The organism is Pseudomonas lijiangensis (assembly GCF_018968705.1).
GTDB classification, from domain to species: domain Bacteria; phylum Pseudomonadota; class Gammaproteobacteria; order Pseudomonadales; family Pseudomonadaceae; genus Aquipseudomonas; species Aquipseudomonas lijiangensis.
Genome location: NZ_CP076668.1, coordinates 1,877,664 through 1,889,452, shown reverse-complemented (window position 1 = coordinate 1,889,452; position 11,789 = coordinate 1,877,664). Strand labels below are relative to the sequence as shown.

At 57.6% G+C, this 11,789-nt stretch carries 12 protein-coding genes; 7 read left to right on the top strand and 5 right to left on the bottom strand.

The window, feature by feature from the left end; genetic code table 11:
* Nucleotides 1-24: 24 nt before the first annotated feature.
* Complete coding sequence (locus tag KQP88_RS08260) at nt 25-1,746, bottom strand: ShlB/FhaC/HecB family hemolysin secretion/activation protein (RefSeq protein WP_216705356.1); 1,722 nt, start codon at nt 1,744-1,746, stop codon at nt 25-27.
* A gap of 258 nt (nt 1,747-2,004) precedes the next feature.
* Between KQP88_RS08260 and KQP88_RS08255 the strand changes: the two genes are divergently transcribed.
* From KQP88_RS08255 to KQP88_RS08230, 6 genes are all read left to right on the top strand, one after another.
* Nucleotides 2,005-2,514, top strand: a complete 510-nt coding sequence (locus KQP88_RS08255) for a ferritin-like domain-containing protein (protein WP_095068382.1) — start codon at nt 2,005-2,007, stop codon at nt 2,512-2,514.
* A 223-nt stretch (nt 2,515-2,737) separates the two neighbouring features.
* Nucleotides 2,738-3,616 (top strand): manganese catalase family protein, encoded by an 879-nt coding sequence (locus tag KQP88_RS08250; RefSeq protein WP_216705355.1) that lies wholly within the window; start codon nt 2,738-2,740, stop codon nt 3,614-3,616.
* Between the two features lie 139 nt (nt 3,617-3,755).
* On the top strand, nt 3,756-4,049 hold the full coding sequence (locus KQP88_RS08245; protein ID WP_025259386.1) for a DUF6388 family protein: 294 nt from the start codon (nt 3,756-3,758) through the stop codon (nt 4,047-4,049).
* 30 nt (nt 4,050-4,079) lie between these two features.
* Nucleotides 4,080-4,760, top strand: coding sequence for a class I SAM-dependent methyltransferase (locus tag KQP88_RS08240; protein WP_216705354.1), 681 nt, complete (start codon nt 4,080-4,082; stop codon nt 4,758-4,760).
* Between the two features lie 230 nt (nt 4,761-4,990).
* Nucleotides 4,991-5,680: a crotonase/enoyl-CoA hydratase family protein gene (locus KQP88_RS08235; protein ID WP_216705353.1), complete on the top strand. Its 690-nt coding sequence runs from the start codon at nt 4,991-4,993 to the stop codon at nt 5,678-5,680.
* A 109-nt stretch (nt 5,681-5,789) separates the two neighbouring features.
* Nucleotides 5,790-6,761 carry a magnesium and cobalt transport protein CorA gene (locus KQP88_RS08230; protein WP_216705352.1) on the top strand — a complete coding sequence of 324 codons (972 nt, stop codon included), beginning with the start codon at nt 5,790-5,792 and terminating at the stop codon, nt 6,759-6,761.
* A 46-nt stretch (nt 6,762-6,807) separates the two neighbouring features.
* On the opposite strand, the gene KQP88_RS08225 is transcribed toward KQP88_RS08230, so the two are convergent.
* Complete coding sequence (locus tag KQP88_RS08225) at nt 6,808-7,536, bottom strand: amidotransferase (RefSeq protein ID WP_216705351.1); 729 nt, start codon at nt 7,534-7,536, stop codon at nt 6,808-6,810.
* A 615-nt stretch (nt 7,537-8,151) separates the two neighbouring features.
* Here KQP88_RS08225 and KQP88_RS08220 point away from each other — a divergent pair.
* Nucleotides 8,152-8,523, top strand: a complete 372-nt coding sequence (locus KQP88_RS08220; RefSeq protein WP_216705350.1) for a rhodanese-like domain-containing protein — start codon at nt 8,152-8,154, stop codon at nt 8,521-8,523.
* Between the two features lie 70 nt (nt 8,524-8,593).
* On the opposite strand, the gene KQP88_RS08215 is transcribed toward KQP88_RS08220, so the two are convergent.
* From KQP88_RS08215 to KQP88_RS08205, 3 genes are read right to left on the bottom strand one after another with little or no spacing between them, the layout of a single operon-like run.
* A complete protein-coding gene (locus KQP88_RS08215; protein ID WP_198724702.1) occupies nt 8,594-9,391 on the bottom strand; it encodes a transglutaminase family protein in 798 nt (265 codons plus the stop codon).
* Complete coding sequence (locus KQP88_RS08210; protein ID WP_216705349.1) at nt 9,388-10,344, bottom strand: alpha-E domain-containing protein; 957 nt, start codon at nt 10,342-10,344, stop codon at nt 9,388-9,390. The genes KQP88_RS08215 and KQP88_RS08210 overlap by 4 nt, the downstream gene beginning before the upstream one ends.
* A 12-nt stretch (nt 10,345-10,356) precedes the next feature.
* On the bottom strand, nt 10,357-11,766 hold the full coding sequence (locus tag KQP88_RS08205; RefSeq protein ID WP_122370981.1) for a circularly permuted type 2 ATP-grasp protein: 1,410 nt from the start codon (nt 11,764-11,766) through the stop codon (nt 10,357-10,359).
* Between the last annotated feature and the right edge of the window lie 23 nt (nt 11,767-11,789).

Here is an 11,789-nt window from a genome sequence, read left to right as displayed (position 1 = left end):
GTGGGCGGTCTCGAAAAAACGGGTTTAGAGGAAGAAATCCATGCGCAGGTAGACCGGCGCTTCGCGCTCGATCTGGTCAGCCGGGCGTTCCAGGGAGTGCGCAAAGGTCACGCTGAGCGCCACGTGCTGGCCACGGGTAAAGGCTTCAAACGAGTTGCTGGACAGGCGACCGTGCGCTTCGCCGTTGTAGCGGTCATTGCGGATCACGCCCTGGTCGTAACCGGCCGCCGCGCCATACTCGCTGAACACAGGGCGCAGCCAGTCCAGAGTCACCGGGCGCGTCAGACGCAATTCGTTGCGCCAGTAACCGCCACTGTCGCCGGACAGAAACTGGTCCTTGTAACCACGTACCGAGGAGGATCCACCCAGGCTCATCCGTTGCGGACTGAACAGGACATCCTCGCTGCGCTGGCCGGTGGCCAGGCTGGTGAAGCTGAAGTTTTCGCCCCAGAGCTGAAAGGGTTGCAGGTAGCTCAGGGTGCCGGTGTATTTGCGATAGCGGGCATCGGCTTCGCCGGGGCCTGGATGACCATTGTCCTGGGCATCGAAAGCGCCGGTGCCTTGTTGCATGCCCAGATCGAGGTTGACGAACGCAGAACCGATCCGACGCCCATGGTTGATACCGAACTGGGCTTCGCTCAGGCGATTGCTGCTCAAGGCCAGCTTGCTGTCTTCGATGTAATTGTTGGTGCGCAGATAGGCCAGCCCGGTACTGAGGGAAGTCTTGCTCACAGAATCGCGATGGATCACACGCTCGATGCGTAACTGATGATTCTGGCTGTCACCGGTCTGCTTGAAATTGAAGCCGTTGGCTTGGGCCAGCGAGCGATATTCGCTTTCGCTGTAGGTATAACTCAACGTCCACCAACCCCACGGCAGGCTGTAGGCCAACATGTGGTTTCTGGAGGTTTTCTGGTGATCGCTGATGCCATCGTGACCGCCGCGCAGACTCAACTGATCCGCCAGGCCCAACGGGCTGTCCCATTCCAGACCGGCGTTCCACTGCTGTTTACCCGTGCTGCGCTGACCTTCGTTATTGCGCGACAGGTTCGCTCGCCAGGGTTTCTGCGGGGTGTTATTGACCAATACGTCACTGCCACCGACGGCCTGGCCCGGTGTCAGCTCCATCTGCGCCTTGTTGGATGGCAGGCGATTGAGCTGATCAACCATCTGCTCGATCTCGCGCAGGTTCAGTACGCCGCCTTCACTGCCTGGAAAGGTCATGGCCAGCTCGCGCGGGGTCAGGCCGCTGCCCTCACCACTGCGCAGGTTTTCCATCTTGCCTTCTACGACGAGGACTTCGAGATGGCCCTTGGACAGATCCTGCTGCGGCAGGTAAGCACGGGTCGTGACCCATCCCTTGTCGATGTAGTGATCGGTGACGGCCTTGAGTACATCGTTGAGCTGGGCAACACCCAGGCATTCGCCCAGAAAGGGCTTGAGCAGGGTTTCGCGCTCACCGGCCGACAATGAATCGGCGCCCTTGAGTTCGATGACGTCAATTCTGAAACAGCGCGTATCGACCGGAGCCTCGGGGGCTTGGGGGGCTGGCTGAGCGCCGGGTAAATCCTTGAGCTCTTCCAGACGGCGGCGCTGCTCTTCGAGCAATCGGTCCTGACGGTCGCGGATCAGATCCTGCTCACCGGGGGTCGGGGCAGCCAGGGAAACAAGGGGAGTGACAGCGAAGAGAACAAGCAAAGCTGTTCTGGAGGCGTAGGAGTACACGGCGCGTCCCTGCAATATCATATTGATATCAAATTCGGCGCGATTGTAGATTGACATCATCATGGCGTCAATTTTTTGTACCTGCCGTGTATCAGATTTTCTACACCCCTTTTTTGCCCTGTCATTAATGACGGACGGCCAACAAATACCGCGAACCCCATCACCCTCCCCGGCTCTACCGAATGCGGGCATTGCCCGGCACGGAAAAGACGGAAATCCGCAGTCGTCGAATGGCTCATCCGTGCGTATCCCCATTAACGTCACAACGAGGACGAACACATGGCTACCCCACAGGAAAACCTTATCGATTGGCTGCGTGATGCCCATGCAATGGAGCAGCAGGCTGAAAAGATGCTCACCGCACAGGCTGAGCGCCTGGAACATTACCAAAGCCTCAAAAGGCGCATCGAGCAGCACATCGAAGAGACACGAGGTCAGCAACAACGTATCAGTGAATGCCTTTCCCGGTATGACGAAAGCCCTTCCACCCTGAAGGATCTGACTGGCAAGGTCATGGCGTTCGGTCAGGCGGTAGGTGGCTCGATGATGAGCGATGAGGTCGTGAAAGGTGCGATGTCGGGATACGTGTTCGAGAACGTGGAAATCGCGGCTTACACGGTATTGATCGAAGCTGCGAAGGTGGCGGGAGATCCTGAAACCCAAAGGGCCTGCGAGGAAACGCTTCAGCAGGAAGAAGCCATGGCGAAATGGCTGCTTGAACACCTTCCTGAAATCACGGCAGCCTTTTTGGCTCGCTCCAGAAACCCCGATCTCGAAGCCAAGAAGTAAACGTAAGGGCGTAGCCGCTCAGGCGGCTATGCACCTTTTGCGCAGCCCTCGTTTAATCTGAAACGACAGTTCATCAGTCGCCTTGAACTATTTGCCTGATTCCGCTCATCGCAGTAAACGAATAAACAAAGAATCTTTAGTCTTCAGGCCTTCTCGAAACTTATGTCTGCGCCATTGCCCGAAGTGGCAAACGCGCACAAACCTGAGTATTGAGGAACGCACAATGTTTTTACACAACAAAAGACTTCAGTACACCGTCCGTGTCGCCGAGCCCAATCCCGGCCTTGCCAATCTTCTGCTGGAGCAGTTCGGTGGCGCCCAGGGTGAACTGGCAGCAGCGACCCGTTACTTCACGCAAGCCCTGGCCGAAGAGGATCCGGGTCGCAAGGACCTGTTGATGGACATTGCCACGGAAGAGCTGAGCCACCTTGAGGTCGTGGGCTCGATCATCGTCATGCTCAACCGCGGCGCGAAAGGACAGATGGCCGAAGGCGTGCAGGAAGAAGGTGAACTGTATCGCAGCATCCATGGTGCGGGTAACGACTCGCATATCACCAGCGTGCTTTATGGTGGCGGCGCTCCGCTGGTCAACTCTGCGGGCGTTCCATGGACCTCAGCCTACATCGACACCATCACCGAACCCACCGCCGACTTCCGCTCCAACATTGCCGCCGAAGCCCGGGCCAAGATCGTTTACGAACGGCTGCTGAATGTCGTCGACGACCCTGGCATCAAGGAGGCGCTGGGCTTTCTGATGACCCGCGAAATCGCTCACCAGAAGTCCTTCGAAAAAGCGCTGCACTCGATCCAGCCAAACTTCCCGCAGGGCAAGCTGCCCGGCATGCCGGAATTCACCCGCACCTACTTCAGCATGTCCAGTGGCGAGCCGAACCTTCGCGGACCATGGAACAGTGATGAAGAGTTCGATTATGTAGAAAATCCACAACCTGCCGTTGACGGAGGCGATGGCATGGCATCCGTGGCGCTCGATGAAGAGGATGTACTGACCCTGACCATGATGAAGGAACGCACCCAGTCCGACCCGGATGCCGAGCCGCTTACAGGAGCGGAGCTGGGATCAGGTTTCATGTCAGACAAATGACGGCTTCCTGCTTGCGGCACGATGGATTCAGCAGTGCCAGCACTGGCAGCGTTTGAAATGTTCCCTCACAATCTCGCGGTCTCGCCAGACCTGCCTCCCCGGCAGGCCTGGCTACCCCATGAGTTTGAGGAAACCCGGCATGAATGCACTGGAGTGGAACGAAGCCGCCCTGGCGAAATACCTCTCGACCCATCCGACCTTGCAGGATGAAATCAAGAACCTCAGCCCCGAAGAACAGAAGCAGCAGGCGCAATGGGCCTTTGAGGATGAAGCCGAGGATCAGGGTATCGAACCCTGGGAACTGGCTTTGCAGTTGATTGCAGAATCCCCGGAACAGCTCAAGAGCATGCGCCTTGAAGCCCACGCACAGGTGGCCGAAGCCCTGGGCATGGACTGGGACGAGTATTGCGAACTGAACGAAATCGAACAGTGATCCCGGGCCTGTACAAGGAATAGAAGTGCCATGAACCATTCTTCCGAAGCGGGCGCAGCCGTTTACTCTCCCCTGACCCTGAAACTTTATGACTGGTGGGTCCTGGGGGTTTCCAATCGTTTTGCCTGGCAGTGCTCGACGACACAGGTATTGCAGCCGTTCTTCAATCGCCATGTCGGCGCACGCCATCTGGATGTAGGCGTCGGCACCGGCTATTACCTGGCCAATGCCAATCTGCCCATCAGCACCGAAGTCACCTTGCTGGACCTCAACAGCAGCAGCCTGGAAGCGGCACGTCAGCGCTTCGGCCGGCCGGGTATCCGGGTAATCCGCCACGATGTGTTCAAGCCGTTCGAACCCGGGCATGAGACAGGGTTTGACTCGATCTCGCTGTTCTATCTGCTGCACTGCCTGCCCGGAACCATGAGCGACAAGGCCCAGGTTTTCGCCAACCTCAAGACTCGCCTGAAGGATGACGGTGTGCTGTTCGGCGCAACCATTCTGGGCGACGAAGCCGGGCACAACGGGTTTGGTCGCAAGCTGATGGATGTCTATAACAAGAAAGGCATCTTTGGTAATCGCAGTGACAACGTCGCCAGCCTGCGCAATGCCCTGGCCTTGCATTTCAAGGACGTCACGGTGGAGGTCACGGGGAAAGTGGCATTGTTTACGGCCAGATCGCCGATCATTAAACAAGACGTAACATCATGAATTAAATGGTTTTCCGTGGGAGCGAATTCATTCGCGAAAGGCATCCAATACATATGTATCGTCTGGAAGGTTTCGCGAATAAATTCGCTCCCACCGGGACACCGTGTCGCCCTGTGAGCCAGTGAATTCAGTATTGACCTCACAATCCGTTACTGACCGATGAGTCAGCGCTTTACCTGATAGGAGTAGCTGAGTAACGTCTGCGCATCTCAACAAGAAGGAATTGCGCCATGAGCGATCTGATCTCGTACCAGCTTGAAGATGGTATTGCCACGCTGACCCTCAACAACGGCAAGGTCAACGCCATCTCGCCGGATGTGATCGCCGCATTCAATGCAGCGCTGGATCAGGCCGAGACAGATCGTGCCGTGGTGATCATCACGGGGCAACCGGGCATTCTCTCGGGCGGTTATGACCTCAAGGTCATGACCTCCAGCGCCGAAGCGGCCATCGACCTGGTATCCCGGGGTTCGACACTGGCGCGGCGCATGCTGGCTCACCCCTTCCCCATCATTGTCGCCTGCCCGGGCCATGCCGTGGCCAAGGGTGCGTTTCTGTTGCTGTCGGCCGATTACCGGATCGGGGTCGAAGGCCCCTTCAATATCGGCCTCAATGAAGTACAGATCGGCATGACCATGCACCATGTGGGCATCGAACTGGCGCGTGACCGTCTGCGCAAGTCAGCGTTTCATCGCTCGGTGATCAATGCCGAGATGTTCGATCCCCAAGGCGCGCTGAACGCGGGCTTTCTGGACAAGGTGGTCAGCATCGACGAACTGCAGGACACCGCCCGCACCGCGGCCCTGCAACTGAAGAAGATCAATATGAACGCCCACAGAAAAACCAAGCTCAAGGTCAGAAAAGCGCTGCTCGATACATTGGATTCCGCCATAGAACTCGACAAGCAGCTGTCGCTCTAAGCCTTGCGCTCGACAGCCATGAAGCCCGCCCATGCGGGCTTTATCGCGTTGAGCCATGACGCAATCCTTTTTGCATCACAGCCACTCCTTGAACAAGAAGCGAAACGATATGGGCCGAGTTGTTGCAGCAGCGGTTTACAGCAAAGGCAAGAAAGTCAGCAATATCACCCTTGAAGAAGGCGCGGCCTGGGCAGCCAGGCCGGATCACTTTGTCTGGATCGGGCTGGAGCAGCCCACCCCGCAAGAGCTGGAAAGCCTCAAGAAACAGTTCAACCTGCACGAACTGGCTATCGAGGATGCGCTGGAAGTCCACAGCCGCCCCAAACTGGAAACCTTCGGCGATGCGCTGTTTATCGTCACCTACGCGCCGGTGCGGGAAAACGGCAGGCTGCAGTTCATCGAAACCCATATTTTCGCCGGCAAGGGCTACATCATCACCTCGCGCAACGGCCACTCGAAATCCTACGGGATTGTGCGCCAGCGCTGTGAAGCCAGGCCGCTGCTGCTGGAGCATGGCGAAGACTTCGTGCTCTACGCCCTGCTGGACTTCGTGACCGAAAGTTATCAGCCGGTGACCGAAGCCATCCATGCCGAACTGGAAGAGCTGGAGCAAAGCGTACTCGGCGGCATCCTGAATGAAGCCTACATCCATCGCATTCACAGCCTGCGCCGGGATCTTCTGCGGCTGCGCCGCTACGTGTCGCCCATGGTGGAAGTCGGCGAAGAGCTGCAGAAGCTGAGCTTTCCCTTCATCGACAAGAACATGCGTCCGTACTTTCGCGACGTGGAGATTCACGTCAAACGGCAAATGGAAGACCTGGGCAACCTGCGGGACATCGCCAGCCAGACCATCGAGATCGGTCTGTTGCTGGAGTCATCGCGACAAAGCATCGTGCAGCGCAAGTTTGCGGCCTGGGCGGCGATTCTGGCGTTTCCTACCGCTATCGCCGGGATTTACGGGATGAACTTCGAGAACATGCCGGAACTGACCTGGCACTACGGTTACTTCGTGGTGCTGGGGGTGATCGTCGGAGGCTGTACGGCCTTGTTCACCAGTTTCAAGCGTTCGGGCTGGCTGTAACCGGCAAAAGCTCCCGGCGCCAGTCAGCGCCGGGAGTTCTCAGGCTTCAAGCCACATTCGAATCCGGCTTGTGCGCTACAAAGCGCGTGATCCACTCGGCCACGGTTGCGCCATGGTGTTCATGTTCCAGGCTGTCCAGCCCCTTGCGATAAACCTGTTCCCCCAGCGTCTGCTGGCGCAGGTCCAGCAAGGAGCGGGAAAACTCGTGAATGAATTCGGGATGGCCCTGGAAGCACAGGACCTGATGATTGATGTGATAAGCCGCATACGGGCAGAAATCGCTGGAGGCGATCACCGTCGCATTTTCCGGTAATACCGTGACCTGATCCTGGTGACTGATCAACAGCGTCAGCTTGTCGATGGCTGGCGTCATCCAGGGTTGCGGGTCAGCCAGTTGATAATGATGAATGCCCACTCCCCAGCCCTGGGTAGCGCGCTCGGTCTTGCCACCCAGCAACAGCGCCAGCAGCTGGTGCCCGAAACAGATCCCCAGCAGCTTGTCGCCCCGCTCGTACAGTTTGAGCAGGTAGACCTTGAGCGTCTGAATCCAGGGATCGGTGCCAAACGAATCGGCCTTGCTGCCAGTCACCAGATAGGCATCGAAACGCTCGTCGTCGGGGGGATAAATGCCCTGCACCACGTTGTAGACACTGAGCTGAACGGCAAACGGCTGGCGCGCAAACAATAACTCGAACATCCGCCCATAACCCTGATATTGCTCAACCAACTCCGGGCGCAGGATGTCGGTTTCCAGAATGCAGATGCGTAACGACATAAAAAAGGACCTGAAACAGTAAAAAGGCAATAGCGCACGGGCAAAGCCTGCCCTGAATTGCAGGACCAAAGCAAGAAGCCAGTATCTGCATGGCCACCCACCCGGTATCGCTCGCAGGACAATCCCTGGCCAGACGAACGGTAGAAAGCTAACGATACACCCTCAAAGCCTCTAGCCAAGGCCTGATCATGTTATCAGCAGCGCCTAAATAACCTTTAATCAGAAATTATTGGTGATAAATACCAATTAGTTCTAAGCCATAAGCAATGCGGCCTCTAAGGTTAAATCTGTAACAGGAAGGCGCGATAAAAATATATCCAGCGTCAGGTCTGCGGCGATATGGCCGAGACCACCCGTTCATCAGCACCACCTTTGCCAGCTGCCCGATTTCGCACTTGATGAATTCGGTGAGCTTTTGTCGCTCAGGAATAACAACAAAAGGCAGTCAGCCATGTTCAAGCATTCAAAGATACGTCAGGCGGGTCTTATTGTATTCGCGACCACTCTTCTGTTGATCCTGCCGAATCTGAACCGTTTGTTCGGCTGATTCGGCGTGCGCTACCGAAGTGCTCATATCTGTGCCAATCTTCCTGTCAAATGATGGGAGGCTGGTTTATGCGTCAATGGATAGCACTGGGAATTCTGGCTTGCAGCTTCGCAGCGCAGGCGGGTGAGGTCGAGCAGGCAGCCGCCGTGGCCGCCTTGAAGGAAGGGAAACTGGCAGTGGATGTGCGCAGCCAGACCGAATATGACGCGGGTACCGTTCTCAATGCGGTCCGGGTCGAAGATGCACGGCTGGTCAATCAACTGAAACAGGTGCTCACCGACCGCAACTCTGTGTTCGTCATTTTCAGCAGCTCGAACGAAAAGGCAAGCAGAGCCCAGGACAAACTCAGACAAGCCGGTTACTTCAGTGTCATCAACGGCGGCAATTATGAAGAGCTGCATAATGCGCTGTATGACATTACTGATGATCCGGCGGAGTAAACCACTTGTGCAGGCTGTGTGGGAGCCAATTCATTCGCGAATGAATTCGCTCCCACAGGTGGTACAGGAATTACTGGTGCTGCACCTGAACCTGCGTCGAGACTGAGACCTTGGCGTGCATCTGTTCGTAACCACCGCCACGGCGCATGCCGCGTACCGGGCAGGCATCCAGATAATCCAGACCTACCGCCAGCTTGAGATGGCGAGCAGGAATCGCGAGCGTGTTGGTGACGTCGAAGCTGTACCAGCCATCTTCGATCCAGGCTTCAGCCCAGGCATGGCTGGACAGGTGATCCTTGTCTTCGCTGTACAGGTAACCGGAGACATAACGCGCGGGCACGCCAAGACTGCGGGCACAGGCCAGGAAGGCATGGGTGTGGTCCTGGCAGACACCTGAACGCCCGGCAAATGCCTGGGCCGCACTGGTATCGACCTCGGTCGCGCCCGGCGTGTAGACGATGTGTTGATTCAACGCCTGCATCAGATCGATCAAGCCCGTGCGATCAGTACGCTTGCTGCTTTCCTTCGTGGCGAATGCCCGCATCGCTTCGTCCGCTTCGGTCAGGCGGGTGAAACGCAGAAATGGCAGCGCCGACTGGCTTTCATGTTCGGCCTCGCGGGTTTCGTCGATTTCCACCTGCCCGCGGGCACCGATGATGATCGACTCATGAGGCTCGTCCAGAGTCAGCACGTGGAGAATGTTCCCGAACGGATCGATCTGCGCGCGCACAGGACGCGGCAGGCTCAATTGCCAGCTCAGGATCTGTTGACGCTCGCTGTCATGAGGAGTCAGACGCAGATACTGGATGCTGGCCCGAACCTGATCATCATAGTGATAGGTGGTCTCGTGGCTAATAGAGAGTCTCATGCAGCCTCCAGATATGAAGTGTGGATGGCATCACCCAGTTGGGCTACCAGAGGAATGAATTCGTTCAACCACTCATGCAGGCCTTCGCTCAGGATCTCGTCGATGCTGGTGTAGCGCAGGCGTGCGTCCATTTCTGCTGCCATGCGCTGCGCCGGACGACCATTGGTGCCTGGCAGGCTGGACAGAATCTGGTCCAGTGCTTCCAAGCAGGCACGCAAGGAACGCGGGATGTCGGCGCGCAGCAGCAACAGCTCGGCGACTTGACGCGCTCCTGGCGCATCCCGGTACAGCTCGGTGTAAGCCTCGAAAGACGACAAGGCGCGCAGCAAGGCGCTCCACTGGTAGTAACCGGCGGCGGAGTTGTCAGCCGCCGCGTTGGCCTGCGGCCCACGCAACTCCAGCATTTCATAACGAGCGTCGAGCATGCGCAGGGTGTTGTCGGCGCGCTCGATGAAGGTACCCAGACGAATGAAACGGAACGCATCGTTACGCATGATGGTGCCGTAGGTCGCGCCTCTGAACAGATGGGAACGCTCTTTGACCCATTCGCAGAAATGGCTCATGCCATAGCGCGCCAATCCTTGCTCGGCGATCCCGCGAATTTCCAGCCAGGTGGAGTTGATGTTTTCCCACATGTCAGCGGTAATTCGCCCGCGCACCGCATGGGCACTGGCCCGCGCAGCACCCAGGCAACTATAGATGCTGGCCGGGTTGCTGGCATCCAGGGCGAAGAAATGCAGCATGCGTTCGGCATGCAGTGCGCCATGACGCTCCACATAGGCATCCAGGGTTCCGGTAATCAGCAGTGGCATGGCAATTTCGTCCAGCCCACCGCGCCCGTCCTGGGGCATCAATGACAGCGAATAACTCACGTCCATCATTCGGGCGAGGTTCTCCGCTCGCTCCAGGTAACGCGACATCCAGAAAAGATCCGAGGCAGTTCTACTTAGCATTGGCAGGCATCCTTAATCCTCGACCACCCAGGTGTCCTTGGTTCCACCACCCTGCGACGAGTTCACCACCAGCGAGCCTTCACGCAACGCTACTCGGGTAAGCCCGCCAGGCACAACGCGGGTTTCGCGGCCGGAAAGGACAAATGGACGCAAGTCGATATGTCGCGGGGCGATACCGTTCTCGACGAAGGTCGGACAGGTCGACAGGGACAAGGTCGGTTGGGCGATATATGCGTGTGGCTTGGCTTTGAGACGGGCACGGAAGGCTTCGATTTCCGCAGCGGTCGCTGCAGGACCGACCAGCATCCCGTAACCGCCGGAACCCTGGGTTTCCTTGACCACCAGATCACCCAGATTGGCCAGCACATGGGACAGCTCTTCAGGCTTGCGGCACTGCCAGGTCGGCACGTTCTTGAGGATCGGCTCTTCATCCAGATAGAAACGGATCATGTCCGTCACATACGGATAGATCGACTTGTCGTCCGCAACGCCAGTGCCGATGGCATTGGCCAGGACCACATTGCCGGAACGGTAGGCCGACAGCAGGCCCGGCACGCCGAGCATCGAATCCGGGTTGAAGGCCAGCGGATCCAGGAAAGCATCGTCCAGACGGCGGTAGATCACATCAACGGCTTTCGGGCCGTCGGTGGTGCGCATGAAGACGCGATCATCGCGCACGAAAAGATCCGCACCTTCCACCAGTTCGACACCCATCTCACGCGCCAGAAAGGCGTGCTCGAAAAAGGCGCTATTGAAGCGACCCGGCGTCAGAACCACCACGCTCGGATTGTCCAGATGGCTCGAACTCTTGAGGGTGTCGAGCAACAGATTCGGGTAGTGGTCGATGGGAGCAATGCGTTGCGCGGCGAACAGCTCCGGGAACAGGCGCATCATCATCTTGCGGTCTTCGAGCATGTAGCTCACGCCGCTCGGGGTACGCAGGTTGTCTTCAAGCACGTAATACGTGCCATCGCCGTCGCGTACCAGGTCGACCCCGGAAATGTGCGAATACAGGTCGCGATGCAGGTTCAGACCTTGCATTGCCAACTGATATTGCTCGTTGGCCAGAACCTGCTCGGCGGGAATGATCCCCGCCTTGATGATCCGTTGATCGTGGTACAGGTCCGCGAGAAACATGTTCAGCGCCTTGACGCGCTGAATGCAGCCGCGCTCCACAACCCGCCATTCACTGGCCGGAATGCTGCGCGGAATCGTATCGAAGGGGATCAGTCTTTCGGTCCCCTGCTCGTCACCATAGAGCGTGAACGTGATCCCGGCGCGATGAAACAACAGGTCGGCTTCACGCCGACGCTGAGCCAGAAGCTCAGGGGGCGTATCACCCAACCAGCGGGCAAATTCCCGGTAATGCGGGCGGACCTGGCCGCCAGCGTCGTACATCTCGTCATAAAAGGTGCGGATCATGCCGTACTCCTTGTCACCATGGA